Source organism: Pseudomonas sp. (genome assembly GCF_017744435.1).
Lineage (GTDB): Bacteria > Pseudomonadota > Gammaproteobacteria > Pseudomonadales > Pseudomonadaceae > Aquipseudomonas.
Genome location: NZ_JAGIBG010000036.1, coordinates 37,901 through 51,711, shown reverse-complemented (window position 1 = coordinate 51,711; position 13,811 = coordinate 37,901). Strand labels below are relative to the sequence as shown.

General features: G+C 65.0%; 17 protein-coding genes. 7 read left to right on the top strand and 10 right to left on the bottom strand.

Annotation, left to right across the window (positions count from 1 at the left end):
• Positions 1-137: 137 nt before the first annotated feature.
• Positions 138-1,328: a benzoate/H(+) symporter BenE family transporter gene (locus tag J7573_RS21355; protein WP_110639710.1), complete on the bottom strand. Its 1,191-nt coding sequence runs from the start codon at positions 1,326-1,328 to the stop codon at positions 138-140.
• Positions 1,329-1,474: 146 nt separating this feature from the next.
• Between J7573_RS21355 and J7573_RS21350 the strand changes: the two genes are divergently transcribed.
• Positions 1,475-2,077, top strand: a complete 603-nt coding sequence (locus J7573_RS21350; protein ID WP_294340106.1) for a glutathione S-transferase family protein — start codon at positions 1,475-1,477, stop codon at positions 2,075-2,077.
• Between the two features lie 121 nt (positions 2,078-2,198).
• Here the strand turns inward: J7573_RS21350 and J7573_RS21345 are convergent, their stop codons facing one another.
• The 5 genes from J7573_RS21345 to J7573_RS21325 form a co-directional block, all read right to left on the bottom strand.
• Positions 2,199-2,564 carry a glutaredoxin gene (locus J7573_RS21345; RefSeq protein WP_060508883.1) on the bottom strand — a complete coding sequence of 122 codons (366 nt, stop codon included), beginning with the start codon at positions 2,562-2,564 and terminating at the stop codon, positions 2,199-2,201.
• A gap of 58 nt (positions 2,565-2,622) precedes the next feature.
• Positions 2,623-3,168, bottom strand: coding sequence for a GTP cyclohydrolase I FolE (gene folE, locus J7573_RS21340; RefSeq protein ID WP_103449647.1), 546 nt, complete (start codon positions 3,166-3,168; stop codon positions 2,623-2,625).
• Between the two features lie 70 nt (positions 3,169-3,238).
• Positions 3,239-3,799, bottom strand: coding sequence for a Smr/MutS family protein (locus tag J7573_RS21335; RefSeq protein WP_085675472.1), 561 nt, complete (start codon positions 3,797-3,799; stop codon positions 3,239-3,241).
• Between the two features lie 104 nt (positions 3,800-3,903).
• Positions 3,904-4,224, bottom strand: a complete 321-nt coding sequence (locus J7573_RS21330) for a hypothetical protein (protein WP_294340102.1) — start codon at positions 4,222-4,224, stop codon at positions 3,904-3,906.
• 88 nt (positions 4,225-4,312) lie between these two features.
• Positions 4,313-4,903, bottom strand: a complete 591-nt coding sequence (locus J7573_RS21325; protein ID WP_103449650.1) for a cysteine hydrolase family protein — start codon at positions 4,901-4,903, stop codon at positions 4,313-4,315.
• Between the two features lie 180 nt (positions 4,904-5,083).
• Between J7573_RS21325 and prmB the strand changes: the two genes are divergently transcribed.
• Entirely contained in the window at positions 5,084-5,992 is a 909-nt protein-coding gene (gene prmB, locus J7573_RS21320; protein WP_294340101.1) for a 50S ribosomal protein L3 N(5)-glutamine methyltransferase, read from the top strand.
• A gap of 37 nt (positions 5,993-6,029) precedes the next feature.
• Here the strand turns inward: prmB and J7573_RS21315 are convergent, their stop codons facing one another.
• A complete protein-coding gene (locus J7573_RS21315) occupies positions 6,030-6,818 on the bottom strand; it encodes a hypothetical protein (protein WP_294340100.1) in 789 nt (262 codons plus the stop codon).
• A gap of 103 nt (positions 6,819-6,921) precedes the next feature.
• Positions 6,922-7,884: an alpha/beta fold hydrolase gene (locus tag J7573_RS21310; RefSeq protein ID WP_294340099.1), complete on the bottom strand. Its 963-nt coding sequence runs from the start codon at positions 7,882-7,884 to the stop codon at positions 6,922-6,924.
• Between the two features lie 222 nt (positions 7,885-8,106).
• Here J7573_RS21310 and aroC point away from each other — a divergent pair, with 222 nt between their 5' ends.
• From aroC to J7573_RS21295, 3 genes are all read left to right on the top strand, one after another.
• Entirely contained in the window at positions 8,107-9,198 is a 1,092-nt protein-coding gene (gene aroC / locus J7573_RS21305) for a chorismate synthase (RefSeq protein ID WP_294340097.1), read from the top strand.
• A gap of 133 nt (positions 9,199-9,331) precedes the next feature.
• The gene (locus J7573_RS21300; protein WP_294340095.1) at positions 9,332-10,489 is read left to right on the top strand and encodes an MFS transporter; all 1,158 of its coding nucleotides are present in this window, start codon (positions 9,332-9,334) and stop codon (positions 10,487-10,489) included.
• Positions 10,486-11,022, top strand: a complete 537-nt coding sequence (locus J7573_RS21295) for an oxidase (protein WP_294340094.1) — start codon at positions 10,486-10,488, stop codon at positions 11,020-11,022. Before J7573_RS21300 ends, J7573_RS21295 begins: the two co-directional genes overlap by 4 nt.
• Before the next feature lie 119 nt (positions 11,023-11,141).
• Here J7573_RS21295 and J7573_RS21290 read toward each other — a convergent pair whose 3' ends face one another.
• The gene (locus tag J7573_RS21290; RefSeq protein WP_294340093.1) at positions 11,142-11,414 is read right to left on the bottom strand and encodes a DUF3509 domain-containing protein; all 273 of its coding nucleotides are present in this window, start codon (positions 11,412-11,414) and stop codon (positions 11,142-11,144) included.
• A gap of 267 nt (positions 11,415-11,681) precedes the next feature.
• Between J7573_RS21290 and J7573_RS21285 the strand changes: the two genes are divergently transcribed.
• Positions 11,682-12,206, top strand: a complete 525-nt coding sequence (locus tag J7573_RS21285; RefSeq protein WP_294340091.1) for an ankyrin repeat domain-containing protein — start codon at positions 11,682-11,684, stop codon at positions 12,204-12,206.
• A gap of 59 nt (positions 12,207-12,265) precedes the next feature.
• Positions 12,266-12,796 carry a hypothetical protein gene (locus J7573_RS21280; RefSeq protein WP_103449657.1) on the top strand — a complete coding sequence of 177 codons (531 nt, stop codon included), beginning with the start codon at positions 12,266-12,268 and terminating at the stop codon, positions 12,794-12,796.
• A 62-nt stretch (positions 12,797-12,858) separates the two neighbouring features.
• Here the strand turns inward: J7573_RS21280 and J7573_RS21275 are convergent, their stop codons facing one another.
• Positions 12,859-13,797, bottom strand: coding sequence for a ZIP family metal transporter (locus tag J7573_RS21275; protein WP_294340088.1), 939 nt, complete (start codon positions 13,795-13,797; stop codon positions 12,859-12,861).
• Positions 13,798-13,811: the final 14 nt, after the last annotated feature.

Genomic DNA, 13,811 nt, shown 5'->3' with positions numbered 1-13,811 from the left:
AGGTTGCTCTGCTGCCTGTACCGGCCTCTTCGCGGGCACGCCCGCTCCTACAGGGATATCACCGCTCTCAGGCCTTGTGATATCCCTGTGGGAGCGGGCGTGCCCGCGAAGAGGCCGGTACAGGCAGCAGAGCAACCTCAGGCCTTGCGCGGATTGAGGATCAGCAAGGTCAACACCCCCGCCACGATCCCCCAGAACGCCGAGCCGATCGAGAACAGGGTCAACCCCGAAGCCGTCACCATGAAGGTAATCAGTGCCGCCTCGCGCTCCCTTGCCTCGCTCATGGCCACGGTCAGCCCGTTCATGATCGAACCGAACAGCGCCAACGCCGCAATCGACAGCACCAGCTCCTTCGGCAGCGCCGCGAACAAGGCCGCCAAGGTGGCGCCGAACGTGCCGGCAATGCCATAGAAAATCCCGCACCACACCGCAGCGGTATAGCGCTTGCTCGGGTCTTCATGGGCGTGGGGCCCGGTGCAGATCGCCGCACTGATCGCCGCCAGGTTGACCCCGTGCGAGCCGAACGGTGCCAGCAGCAGCGACGCCAGACCCGTCGTTGAAATCAGCGGCGAGGCAGGTACCTGGTAGCCGTCCGCGCGCAGCACCGCCACGCCGGGCATGTTCTGCGAGGTCATCGCCACCACGAACAGCGGGATGCCGATGCTGATGGTCGCGGCCAGCGAGAAGCTCGGCGTGGTCCACACCGGGGTGGCCACCTCCAGCTTGAAGCCGCTGAAATCGAGCAGGCCGAGGGCGCCGGACAACGCCGTGCCCACCAGCAAGGCGGCCAGTACGCAGTAGCGCGGCGACAGGCGCTTGACCAGCAGGTAGCTGAAGAACATGCCCAGGACCAGCAGGGTGCGGTGCTGGGCGGCAACGAAGATCTCGCTGCCGATCTTGAACAGAATCCCGGCCAGCAAGGCCGAGGCCAGTGAAGCCGGGATGCGCTTGACCAGGCGCTCGAAGCTGCCGGTCAGGCCGCAGATCAGCACCAGCAGCGCACAGGTGATGTAGGCACCAATGGCTTCACCGTAGCTGACCCCGCCCAGGCTGGTAATCAGCAGCGCCGCGCCGGGGGTCGACCAGGCCACGGTAATGGGGGTGCGATAGCGCAGCGACAGCCCGATGCTGCATGCTGCCATGCCGATCGACAGCGCCCAGATCCATGAAGAAATCTGCGCGTTGGTCAGGCCGGCTGCCTGGCCGGCCTGGAACATCAGCACCAGCGAACTGGTGTAGCCGGTGAGCATGGCGATGAAGCCGGCGACGACCGCCGACGGGGAGGTGTCTGCCAGGGGCCGCAGGCGTGCGGAGGTGGCATCGGTCATTGGGTTGGGTCCTTGTCCATGTGTAAGCAGTTTTTTCAGACTAACGCGGGCTGGATTGATCCTTGCCATACAGCAGGCATTGCTTTTAGCCGTACAGTCGCCAACTATTGGGCACGATTGCGCAACTGCATGGGAGGGAATGGGCGATGTTCAAGGTGTATGGCGACTACCAGTCCGGCAACTGCTACAAGGTCAAGCTGATGCTCAGCCTGCTCGACCGCCCGTATGAATGGCACGCGGTGGATATCCTCAAGGGCGAGACCGAAACCCCAGAGTTTCTGGCCATGAACCCCAACGGCAAGGTGCCGGTGCTCAAGCTTGAGGACGGTACCTGCCTGTGGGAATCGAACGCGATCCTCAACTACCTGGCCGACGGCAGCGAGTTTCTGCCCAGCGAGCCGCGCCTGCGGACCCAGGTGTTGCAGTGGCAGTTCTTCGAGCAGTACAGCCATGAGCCGTACATTGCCGTGGCGCGGTTCATCCAGTTCTACCTGGGGCTGCCGGACGAGCGCGTGGAGGAATACCGCAAGCTGCACAAGGGCGGTTACAAGGCGTTGAAGGTAATGGAGCGGCAGTTGCAGATGACGCCGTATCTGGTCGGGGACCAGTACTCGATCGCCGATGTGGCGTTGTATGCCTACACCCATGTGGCGCATCAGGGCGGGTTCGACCTGGCTGATTACCCGGCGGTGCGCGCCTGGCTTGAACGGGTGGCCAGCCATCCGCGGCATGTGCCGATGGTGGATTAAACCTGATAGGCACCTTTCGCGGGCACGCCCGCTCCCACAAGGGCTGCACAGTTCTTGAATTCTGTGCAGTCCCTGTGGGAGCGGGCGTGCCCGCGAATCAGGCGATGCTTATGTATCAGGCTTACGCGAAGCGCTTGTCCAGATAGGCAATAATGGCCTTGGACTCATACATCCAGGTCACCTTGCCCGCTTCCTCGATGCGCAGGCACGGCACTTTCACCCGGCCACCGCCTTCGAGCAGCGCCTGGCGATGCACGTCGTCGTTTTTGGCATCACGCAACGCCACCGGCACATTCAGGCGGTGCAGGGTGCGGCGGGTCTTCACGCAGAACGGGCAGGCATGGAACTGGTACAGCGCGAGGCCCTTGGCCTCCTGCTCGACACGCGCCTGGGCCGCTGCATCACGCTTCTGCTTGGCCGGGCGGCTGATCCAGTCGCCGAACACGATAAGCTGGCCGAGGCCGACCCGCAGGGCTTTGACGATCATGGGCTACTCCTGAAATGCAAAAGCCGACCCCTGGGGGCCGGCTCGGGTCATGCGCCGATCACTTGATCAGGCTGAGGAACTCGCTGCGAGTCGAGGCGTTTTCACGGAACTCGCCCAGCATCACCGAGGTGAGCATGGTCGAATTCTGCTTCTCCACGCCACGCATCATCATGCACATGTGCTTGGCTTCGATGACCACTGCCACGCCAGCGGCGCCCGTTACCTGCTGCACGGCCTCGGCGATCTGGCGGCTGAGGTTTTCCTGGATCTGCAGGCGGCGGGCGAACATGTCGACGATGCGCGCAACCTTCGACAGGCCCAGGACCTTGCCCTTGGGCAGGTAGGCCACGTGGGCCTTGCCGATGAAAGGCAGCATGTGGTGTTCGCACATCGAATACAGCTCGATGTCCCGGACCAGCACCATCTCGCTGTTGTCGGAGGTGAAGAGCGCGCCGTTGGTGACTTCTTCCAGCGTCTGCTCGTAACCGCGGCAAAGGTACTTCATGGCCTTTGCAGCCCGCTTGGGCGTGTCGAGCAGGCCCTCACGGGAGACGTCCTCGCCAAGTTGGCTGAGGATCTCGGTGTAGTTCTGTTCCAGGGACATGTATCTACCTGTGGGTAAAAATCGCAAAAAGGAAGGGTACGGCGCCGCGCGCGGCGCTGCAAGCACGGCGTTACTCGTCGCGGCCTTCCATCATGGTTCGCTTGAGCATCACATACACCGCGCCAGTACCGCCATGGCGGGCCTGGCACGAGGTGAAACCGAGCACTTGCGGGTGCTGGCGCAGCCAGGTGTTGACGTGGCTCTTGATCATCGGGCGTTTGCCGTCCAGGCGTGCGGCTTTGCCGTGGGTCACGCGTACGCAGCGGACTTCCAGCTGGGTGGCTTCGGCGATGAAGGCCCACAGGGTTTCACGGGCTTTCTCCACGCTCATGCCATGCAGGTCGAGGCTGCCCTCGAAGGCGATCTGGCCGAGCTTGAGCTTGCGGATCTGGCTTTCCTGCACGCCGTCGCGGCGCCACATCAGCTCGTCTTCAGCGCCGACGTCGATGACGAACTGGTCGGACAGGCCGTCGATCACCAGGGCCTGGTCGCTGCGGATAGTCGCCGCCTGGCGCAGGCCGGCCAGCTGCTTGCGGTCGGTTTTCGGCTTGCCCACGTCAGCGCGGTCGTGCTTGATCGGCTTGACGCCGCGCACTTCAGCGCTGAACAGGGAAAAATCGTCGTCTTGCATGGTGCCTCCACGTGGGCGGCGTAGTTTACGCGATCAACCCCGTGTCGTCAGTACCGGCCTTGTGGGAGCGGGCGAGCCCGCGAAGAGGCCCTCAGCACAAACCACTAATCGTGCTTTTTCATCAGGTGCGGCGACAGGTTCAGCTCGCGCCCACGGCGCAGGCGGATGCGGCTGCGGCGCCAGAAGCGCACGCCAAGGTACAGCAGCAACAGCCCGACCACGGCCACGATGCTGGCCAGCGGGCGGTTGGCATTGAGTTCGGCCAGGGCGGTGTAGTTGCCGAGCAGCCCGGCGATGCCGGCCATGGCCAGCAGCACGCCGAGCGTGGCGATCAGGGCCGACAGGCCGGCGGCAATACGCGCACCCCAGTTACGCGGTTCCCGCGGGCGCAGACGCTTGGCGTCGAAACTGCCTTTGAGCTTCATTCCAGTTTCCTCTGTGGACATCCGGAATTCGACCTGGGCCCGGCCCTCGGGTTCCGCCCGGCTGCCGGGCGGTCATCGCAACGTCAGCTCAGATCAGGCTGGCGGTAGGGGCGACACAGGCGAAGTTGTCGGCCATCACGGCCATTTCACACGCGTGGATCTGGGCGGCGGGGATCACCTGATCCTTGAGCGCCAGGTCGCGGGTTGCCGAGGCGTCTTCCACCAGGGTGCAACGATAACCATAGTCCTTGGCGCGGCGCACCGTGGTGCTGACGCTGGAGTGGCTCATGAAACCGCAGACGATCAGGTCCAGGTGCCCCAGCGCCTGCAGGGTGTCGTGCAGCTTGGTGTTCTTGAAGGCGTTGGGCATGCGCTTTTCGATGATGATTTCACCTTCGCGCGGCTCCAGGCCCGGGATGAACTGGCCGGCCGGGCCCTGCGGGTCGAAGCGCCCGCCAACGGTACCGAGGTGGCGAACATGGATGATCGGACGGCCGGCCTTGCGGGCGGCGTCGAGCAACCGGGCGATGTTGGCCACGGCCTCGTCCATGCCCGACAGTTGCAGAGGACCGCTCAGGTATTCCTTCTGCGCATCGATGATGATCAGGCTGGCTTGGCTCAGCTTGGCCGGCGGGTAGTCGCGGCCAGTGAGGCGGAACATCGTGGTTGGAACGGACATCAAGGGCTCCTTGGGTAGGGCTTTTGTATACCTATTCTCCCTTGCCTTGGCGCCAATGGGAATGGTTGACATCGCAAGCGGCGTGGTTACTGGCCTGTGGCCTGCCATTGGGGCATCGCGGGGAACAAATGTGCGGGTGGGGCTGTTAGACTTTTGTACGGTCTGAATTAGGAGTACCCCGTGATCACATCTCGTCTGCGCACGTTGCGCGACCATATCCGCTGGGCGGTCAGCCGCTTCCATGAGCACGAGCTGTTCTTCGGCCACGGCGCCGACAATGCCTGGGACGAAGCCCGCCTGCTGGTGCTGGGCGCCGTGCACCTGCCATGGGAAATCGCCGACAGCTACCTGGACTGCCAGCTCGAGGACGACGAGCGGGTACGCTTGCAGCACCTGCTCAAGCGCCGCATCGAAGAGCGCGTGCCGACCGCCTACCTGCTGGGCGAAGCCTGGTTCTGCGGTATGTCGTTCATCGTCGACGAGCGCGTGCTGGTGCCTCGTTCGCCGATCGGCGAGCTGATCGAAAAGCGCTTCGAACCGTGGTTGGCGCAGGAGCCGGCACGCATCCTCGACCTGTGCACTGGCTCCGGCTGTATCGGTATCGTGGCTGCCGAGGTGTTCCCCGAGGCCGAAGTGGTGCTGGCCGACCTGTCGTTCGACGCGCTGGAAGTGGCCAACCAGAACATCGAGCGCCATGGTCTCGACGAGCGCGTGTTCACCGTGCAGGGTGACGGTTTCGCCGGCCTGCCGGGGCAGCGTTTCGACCTGATCCTGTCCAACCCGCCGTATGTCGATGCCGAGGACTTCGGCGACATGCCGGCCGAGTATCACCACGAGCCGGAAATGGGCCTGGCCTGCGGCAATGATGGCCTGGACCTGGTGCGGCGGATGCTGGCCGAGGCAGGCGACCACCTGACCGAGAAGGGTTTGCTGATCGTCGAGGTTGGCAACAGCCAGGTGCATGTCGAGGCGCTGTACCCGGAAGTGGACTTCGCCTGGCTGGAGTTCGAGCGTGGCGGGCATGGCGTGTTCATGCTCACCGCCGAGCAGTGCCGTCAGCACCAGGAGCTGTTCAAGGCTCGCGTCTGACGCTGGATTGCTGGGGCTGCTTTGCAGCCCCAGTTGTTTACCGGGTAGCGATCCAGATCAGCAAACCCGCCTGGAACACGGCAAACGCCACCAGGCAGGTGATGGTAAAGCGCAACCCGCTGTCCTCGCGCCGGTACTTGGCCACCCGTTCATCCCGTTCTCGCAGTTGCCCCTCTTTCTCCAGCAACTGATGCTCGGCCTGTTGCAGCATCCCCGCCGTATCGAGAATTCCCAACTGCTGCACCTTCTCGGTATTCCAGCCGCCCTTGAGCTGGCTCACCGTGGTGTCGAGGGTGCGGCCCTTGAGGTGCTGCGGGTCGGCGTATTCCACTTCCATGCCGCTGGCGGTGATGAAGCGGTCGCGGCGCAGGCGGGTATCTTCATTCAGCGCATCCTTGTTCGGCAGCGCCATGCCTTCGACCCGGTAGTTCGACCAGCGGCGCTGCAGCCACTGCACGGCCTGGCCGAGCATGAAGCGGCCGAGGCCACGGTTCAGCGGCTCCAGTTGCAGGCCGCTGTCGCTGCCGAGGGTCACCAGGCGCTCGCTGTGATCCACCCGCACATCCAGCTGGTTCTGCTCCTTGCGCACTTTCTGCCCAGGCAGGCGGATTTCCATCCGCAGCAAGCTGTGGGCCTTGTCATGGCGCTCGGCGTAGGCGAACTCGACGAAACGCAATGGCCGTGCACCGCTGTTGCGGTCGGTGGGCAGGGGCGCCAGGCGCAGTAACTGGAAGTGCTCGACGGCAAGGTCGGCCCAGGGCAGGGCGGCAGGTTCCGGGGCCTGCGGCTCTTCGGCTGGCTCTACGGCGGCGGGGGCATCGGTCATCAAGGCATTTCCTCAGGTACGGGCGGGCAGTGACCTGGGTTGCTTTACCGCCCGGATCACCGCCAATACCGCGTTATCGGCAGGTTTTGCCGATCTTTGAGGGTCAGGCCGAAGGCAACTGGTGAATGAAACTGACCACCCGCTCGCCGAGCTCCCGTGCCAGTGGCAATTCCGGGTTGAGGTAGCTGTCACGCTGCAGGTGCATGTCCTTGGGGCTGATGCGCAGCATGTGGTTCATGCCATCGATCAGTACCAGCTGGGCATCTGGCTTGGCTGCCTTGAGGCGTTCGGCGTCGGCCACGTCGACCTGCACGTCGTTGCGCCCCTGCACGATCAGCGCAGGCATCGGCAAGCGGGCGAAGGCCTTCGCCGGGTCCTGCTGGAGCAGGGTGATCAGGTACGGCTGCACGCTGGGACGGAACACCTGGCGCAGTGGTGCCGGCACGTCCAGGCTGGTCTGCCCGGCCTGCAGTCGGTCGAGCAGGGCGCTGCCACCGGCCAGTTGCGCCGGTGACATGCGCTGGGCCAGTTGCTCGCGCAGCACGTCCGCCAGTGGCCGGCCCATGCCGGCCAGGGTGATCACCGCGCTGGCGCCGGCACGCTCGGCGGCCAGGCTGGCGATCAGCGCCCCTTCGCTGTGACCGACCAGGATCAGCGGGCCGAAGCGTGGGTCGGCCTTGAGCTTGAGGCTCCAGGCCACCACGTCGTCGACGTAGCGTTGCACGCTGAGGTCGCGCTCATCGGGCGTGGCGGGCTGGCTGGCCGCCACCCCTCGCTTGTCATAGCGCACGCTGGCGATGTGCTCGTTGGCCAGCACCAGGGCCAGGCGCTTGAGGTTGTCGATGCGCCCCGAGGCCGGGTTGTTGCCGTCGCGGTCGGTGGGGCCGGAGCCGGCGATGATCAGCACCACAGGCGGTGGCGTGGCCTGTTGCGGCAGCAGCAGGCTGCCGTGCAGCACACCCTGGCCCGTGTCCAGGTCGATGGGGCGTTGCAGCACGGTGGGAGCGGCGGCCTGGGCCAGGCTGCTGCACAGCAGGAGGAAGAAGGCGACGAGGCGCGACATCATGCGGGTACTACAGTGGGGAGATGAGGCTTTGACCCAATGTTTGCGGGAAGGTTCGCCAGCTGTATGTGGCAGGTCTGGCCTCTTCGCGGGTAAACCCGCTCCCACAGGCTTCGTGCAGTCCCTGTGGGAGCGGGTTTACCCGCGAAGAGGCCCGCACAGGCAAGCAATCCATCTGTATACTGCCCGCTTTCGTTCATCTCAGGCAGATTTCGCGGAGCGTCCATGTCCGGCAATACCTACGGCAAGCTGTTCACTGTCACCACCGCTGGCGAAAGCCATGGCCCGGCGTTGGTCGCCATTGTCGATGGTTGCCCACCTGGCCTGGAAATCTCCCTCGCCGACCTGCAGCACGACCTTGACCGGCGCAAGCCCGGCACCAGCCGGCACACCACCCAGCGCCAGGAAGCCGACGAAGTGGAGATCCTCTCCGGCGTGTTCGAGGGCCGCACCACTGGCTGCTCGATCGGCCTGCTGATCCGCAACACCGACCAGAAGTCCAAGGACTACTCGGCGATCAAGGACCTGTTCCGCCCTGCCCACGCCGACTACACCTACCACCACAAGTACGGCATCCGCGACTACCGTGGCGGTGGCCGCAGCTCGGCGCGGGAAACCGCCATGCGCGTGGCTGCCGGTGCCATCGCCAAGAAGTACCTGGCCACCCAGGGCATCCAGGTGCGTGGCTACATGAGCCAGCTGGGCCCGATCGAGATCCCGTTCAAGAGCTGGGACTCGGTGGAGGAAAACGCCTTCTTCAGCCCCGACCCGAGCAAGGTGCCGGAACTCGAGGCCTACATGGACCAGCTGCGTCGTGACCAGGATTCGGTCGGGGCGAAGATCACCGTGGTCGCCGAAGGCGTGATGCCAGGCCTGGGCGAGCCGATCTTCGACCGCCTCGACGCCGAGCTGGCCCACGCGCTGATGAGCATCAACGCGGTCAAGGGCGTGGAAATCGGCGCCGGTTTCGCCAGCGTTGCCCAGCGTGGCACCGAGCACCGTGACGAACTGACCCCGGAAGGCTTCCTCAGCAACAATGCCGGTGGCATCCTCGGCGGCATCAGCTCGGGCCAGCCGATCGTCGCCCACCTGGCGCTGAAGCCAACCTCCAGCATCACCACCCCAGGCCGCTCGATCGACGTCGATGGCAACCCGGTCGAAGTGATCACCAAGGGCCGCCACGACCCGTGCGTCGGCATCCGCGCCACGCCGATCGCCGAAGCGATGATGGCCATCGTGCTGATGGACCACCTGCTGCGCCACCGCGCGCAGAATGCCGATGTGAAGGTCAACACTCCGGTGCTGGGCCAGCTCTGATCTAGCCAGGCCTAGCCTCTTCGCGGGCGCGCCCGCTCCCACAGGATCACCACAACCTTCGATATTGTGCGGTCCCTGTGGGAGCGGGCGAGCCCGCGAAGAGGCCGGTACAGGCTCACACAAGGCCCACCCGATGCCCCAAATTCCCTACTGGCGCCTGTCCAGCTTCTACCTGTTCTATTTCGCCCTGCTGGGCTCCACCGCGCCGTTCCTGGCCCTGTACTTCGACCACCTGGGCTTCTCCCCGGCCCGCATCGGCGAACTGGTGGCCATCCCCATGCTGATGCGCTGCATCGCCCCCAATCTGTGGGGCTGGCTCGGTGACCGCAGTGGCCAACGCCTGTTGATCGTACGCCTGGGCGCCTTGTCGACCCTGGCCACCTTCTCGCTGATCTTCTTCGGCAAGAGCTACGCCTGGCTGGCGCTGGTCATGGCGCTGCATGCGTTCTTCTGGCACGCGGTGCTGCCGCAGTTCGAAGTCATCACCCTGGCCCACCTGCATGGGCAGACCTCGCGCTACAGCCAGGTGCGCCTGTGGGGCTCGATCGGCTTCATCCTCACCGTGGTCGGTCTGGGGCGGCTGTTCGAATGGCTGAGCCTGGACATCTACCCGGTGGCCCTGGTGACCATCATGGCCGGCATCGTCGCCGCCAGCCTGTGGGTGCCCAACGCCCAGCCGGTGGAGCAGGGCGAGCGCCGTGAAGCGGGCGGTTTCCTGCGCCAGCTGACGGCACCAGGGGTGATCGCTTTCTATATCTGCGTGGCACTGATGCAGCTCAGCCACGGCCCGTACTACACCTTCCTCACCCTGCACCTCGAACACCTGGGCTACAGCCGCGGCGCCATCGGCTTGCTGTGGGCGCTGGGGGTGGTGGCCGAGGTACTGATGTTCATGGTCATGAGCCGCCTGTTTGCCCGCTTCAGCGTGCAGCGGGTGCTGCTGGTCAGCTTCCTGCTGGCGGCACTGCGCTGGCTGCTGCTGGGTAACCTGGCGGGTGAGCCGGCCGTGCTGATCTTCGCCCAGTTGCTGCACGCGGCCACCTTCGGTTGCTTCCACGCCGCGTCCATCGCCTTCGTCCAGGCCAGTTTCGGTGCCCGCCAGCAAGGCCAGGGCCAGGCGCTGTATGCGGCGCTGTCGGGGACCGGCGGTGCGTTGGGCGCCTTGTATTCGGGCTACAGCTGGAAACTGCTGGGGCCGACCTTCACCTTTGGTATGGCCAGCGCCGCAGCGTTGGCGGCAGCCGTTATCATTGCCACTCGTTCGAAATCGACCAGGACCAGCAGCCGATGAGCATCCTCTGTGTTTTCCACCCGTCCAGCCCGGACTTGCCGAACAAGGTGCTGACCCATCACGACGACATCGCCGCGACCCTGGCCGAGCAGGGCGTGCGCTTCAGCCACAGCCCGCTGGAGCTGCGCGTGCGCCCGGGCAGCAGCCAGGCTGACGTACTCGACGCCTGCCGTGGGCACCTCGATCAGCTGATGACGGCTCAGGGCAGCACGGCGTTCACGTTGCTCAACCGGGATGGCCTCGACCCGACGCAGGTCGATGTGCGTGATGAGCACGTGCACGACAGCGACGAAGTGTTCGCTGTGGTGACCGGCCGCGCACAAGTCGGCCTGCGCCTGGACGAGTACGTGTATGCAGTGCTGTGCGAAAAGGGTGACCAGCTGGTGGTGCCGGCAGGGACGCGGCGCTGGGTGGAGCTGGGGGACAATCCTTTCTGCCTGGCGTTGCGCCTGTTTGCCAGTGAGCAGGGAGTGGAGCCACGGTTTACCGGTGATACGACTGCTCGGGCGTTTCTCGGGATCGACGAGCTGTAATGCCTGTCCCGGCCTCTTCGCGGCTGAGGCCGTTCCCACAGGAACCCCGCCATCCCTAAGGGCAATGCAGTACCTGTGGGAGCGGCTTCAGCCGCGAAAGGGCCGGTGCAGACAAACGCTCAACGGTAGGTTGGCAGCGCAAACCGTTGCTGACTTTGCAACATGGAAATCACCGGCAGCTCACTGACCTGCTCGGCCAGGTCACGGCGAATGGCACTGATCGCCCAGGACAACTGCTCGGCACTGTGCAGCTGGCCGTAGGTCAGCACGCGACGGGTGACTTTGCCATCGGCGGCGCGCAGGGTCAGCAGCACGCCACCGTCAGGGCGGGGCTGGGTGGCGACCTGGTAGGCCGAGAACACCGAGACGAATTTTTCCTGGATGAGGTCCATATCAACTCCTGACTGTTGTGTGGGCAGACGTGAGTTGATCTTTGCAGTGACCGTGCCAGAACGTGGCGGCGGGGAAAGTCCCGTAAATACAGGGCGTTATGGAGGTTTCTCGGAAGCGGCATCGTGCAGGCTGCATGGTCGTGCATTTTGCACAGTGCATTTTGCACGGTTCAGGGCTTGCCTATCGGCCCCATAGAATCTGAACCTTTGACCGCAATGGCATGCCTGACAAAAACTTGGGCAATGATTGATGCCAGGAGGTTCCCGATGTCTGCTCAACCCACCACTACCGCCATGACCGATGACGAAACCGCCGCTTTTGCCGAGCAGGTCTTCGAGCGAGCCCGCCAGGGCGACGCCGAGATGCTCGGCCGACTGCTGGCCAGCGGCCTGCCGGCCAACCTGCGCAATCACAAGGGCGATACCTTGCTGATGCTGGCCAGCTACCACGGCCAACATGAAGCGGTGCGGGTGCTGCTGGCCCACGGGGCCGACCCGCTGATCGCCAACGACAACGGCCAGTTGCCCATCGCCGGTGCGGCGTTCAAGGGGGACCTGGCAATGATCCGCCTGCTGCTGGAGAGCGGCGTGCCGGTGGATGCTGCCGCGCAGGACGGGCGTACCGCGCTGATGCTGGCGGCGATGTTCAACCGTAGCGAGATTCTCGACTACCTGCTGGCCCAGGGTGCCGACCCGGCGCGCCAGGACGCCCGTGGCGCCACGGCGCTGATGGCGGCGCAGACCATGGGCGCGGTGGACGCCGCTGCACGCCTGCAAGCGCTGGCCGGCTAACTGCCCGGGGGCATTTGCGGCTATCCTTGGCGACTTTTCACCCGTCGCAGGCCCCCTTCATGAAAAACCAGTTGCTCGAATTCATCAGCCTCATCGGCGCCGGCTGCATGCGCGATGAGGAAATCGAGCGCATCGCCGACGAGGCCGCCCAGGCCTACGCCGACCCCGCTGCCTTCCTCGCCGCCAACCCGGACATCAACTACGACGACAGCTTCCCGATCCCGCTGGGCGAATGGGTCGTGCTCGGCAGCCTGCCAGACACCGTGGTGTTCCAGGCCGACAGCTATCAGGAACTGTTCCAGCACATCAGCGATTCGTTCGACCAGAGCGTGCCGTTCACCCTCAAGGCCAAGCAACTGGCGCGCACCGAGCCGCTGACCGCACTCAACCGCATCCAGGTGCAGATGGGCGCGTTGAACAAGGAGGCGGGCGGTTACGTGCTGCTCAACTTCAGCCAGTTGCTCGATGACGAACTGCAGATGGTGATGGTTGGCCAGCAGGACCTGGCGCGGGTGCTGGAGCTCGGGGCAGAGGTGGGGATCAAGGTGGAGCCGGCGCTGGAGGCCTTGAAGGTCGCGGTTCACGTCTGATTTCTCCTATGGCCTCTTCGCGGGCGTGCCCGCGAAGAGGCCAGCACAGGCAACCAATAAACTCACCCCAGCGCGGTATCGAGAAACATCATCACCGCAAACCCACCCATCAACCCCAGGGTCGCCGACGTCTGGTGCCCGTTACGGTGGGTCTCGGGAATCACTTCGTGGGACACCACGAAGATCATCGCCCCCGCCGCCAGCCCCATGCTGATCGGGTAGGCCAGGGCAAACCCGGTGGAAATGCCCAGGCCGATCACCGCGCCCAGCGGTTCCATCAGCCCCGAACCGATCGCCACCAGCGCAGCCTTCAGGTTCGACAGCCCGGTCGCCCGCAAGGCCAGGGCCACGGCCAGGCCTTCGGGAATGTCCTGAATGGCGATGGCACTGGTCAGCGGCAGGCCGATGTTCATGTCGCCATTGGCGAAGCTCACCCCGATCGCCATGCCTTCGGGCAGGTTGTGCAGGGTGATCGCCAGCACGAACAGCCACACCCGGCTCAGCCGCTCGGCCTCCGGACCGCAGGGCCCGGTGCTTTCATGCTCGTGCGGGGTAAAGCGGTCGAGGCCGAGCATCAGCAGCACGCCCAGGCCCATGCCCAGCACCACGGTGAACGCCGCCGCCGGGCCGTTGCCGGTGATCGCCCGGGCGGCATCCAGGCCCGGCAGGATCAGCGAGAACGAACTGGCAGCGAGCATCATGCCGGCGGCAAAGCCGAGCATCACATCCTGGCTGCGCACGCTGACATCGCGCAGCACCACGGCCAGCACCGCACCCAGGGCGGTGGCAGCAAAACCGGAAAGCCCGCCGAGCGCGGCCAGGTGCAGGTTGCCGGCGTGGTCGCCGTTGATGGCGTTCCAGAAGCTGGCCGCCAGCAGCACGATGACCGCCAGCAGGCTCACGCCCAGGCTCGCGCTGAGCCATGGGGTGCTGTGCACCTGTTGGCGCCAGGCGCTCAGCAAGGAGGGCGGGGTGGCACTTTGAGTGTGGGCTGGGGGCATAGGAACCTCGGATC

What these genes read in the sequence shown, in the direction of transcription:
- J7573_RS21355 (WP_110639710.1), bottom strand. Translation starts at nt 1,328, where the DNA reads ATGACCGATGCCACCTCCGCACGCCTGCGGCCCCTGGCAGACACCTCC.
- J7573_RS21350 (WP_294340106.1), top strand. Translation starts at nt 1,475, where the DNA reads ATGTTCAAGGTGTATGGCGACTACCAGTCCGGCAACTGCTACAAGGTC.
- J7573_RS21345 (WP_060508883.1), bottom strand. Translation starts at nt 2,564, where the DNA reads ATGATCGTCAAAGCCCTGCGGGTCGGCCTCGGCCAGCTTATCGTGTTC.
- folE (WP_103449647.1), bottom strand. Translation starts at nt 3,168, where the DNA reads ATGTCCCTGGAACAGAACTACACCGAGATCCTCAGCCAACTTGGCGAG.
- J7573_RS21335 (WP_085675472.1), bottom strand. Translation starts at nt 3,799, where the DNA reads ATGCAAGACGACGATTTTTCCCTGTTCAGCGCTGAAGTGCGCGGCGTC.
- J7573_RS21330 (WP_294340102.1), bottom strand. Translation starts at nt 4,224, where the DNA reads ATGAAGCTCAAAGGCAGTTTCGACGCCAAGCGTCTGCGCCCGCGGGAA.
- J7573_RS21325 (WP_103449650.1), bottom strand. Translation starts at nt 4,903, where the DNA reads ATGTCCGTTCCAACCACGATGTTCCGCCTCACTGGCCGCGACTACCCG.
- J7573_RS21315 (WP_294340100.1), bottom strand. Translation starts at nt 6,818, where the DNA reads ATGACCGATGCCCCCGCCGCCGTAGAGCCAGCCGAAGAGCCGCAGGCC.
- J7573_RS21310 (WP_294340099.1), bottom strand. Translation starts at nt 7,884, where the DNA reads ATGATGTCGCGCCTCGTCGCCTTCTTCCTCCTGCTGTGCAGCAGCCTG.
- aroC (WP_294340097.1), top strand. Translation starts at nt 8,107, where the DNA reads ATGTCCGGCAATACCTACGGCAAGCTGTTCACTGTCACCACCGCTGGC.
- J7573_RS21300 (WP_294340095.1), top strand. Translation starts at nt 9,332, where the DNA reads ATGCCCCAAATTCCCTACTGGCGCCTGTCCAGCTTCTACCTGTTCTAT.
- J7573_RS21295 (WP_294340094.1), top strand. Translation starts at nt 10,486, where the DNA reads ATGAGCATCCTCTGTGTTTTCCACCCGTCCAGCCCGGACTTGCCGAAC.
- J7573_RS21290 (WP_294340093.1), bottom strand. Translation starts at nt 11,414, where the DNA reads ATGGACCTCATCCAGGAAAAATTCGTCTCGGTGTTCTCGGCCTACCAG.
- J7573_RS21285 (WP_294340091.1), top strand. Translation starts at nt 11,682, where the DNA reads ATGTCTGCTCAACCCACCACTACCGCCATGACCGATGACGAAACCGCC.
- J7573_RS21280 (WP_103449657.1), top strand. Translation starts at nt 12,266, where the DNA reads ATGAAAAACCAGTTGCTCGAATTCATCAGCCTCATCGGCGCCGGCTGC.
- J7573_RS21275 (WP_294340088.1), bottom strand. Translation starts at nt 13,797, where the DNA reads ATGCCCCCAGCCCACACTCAAAGTGCCACCCCGCCCTCCTTGCTGAGC.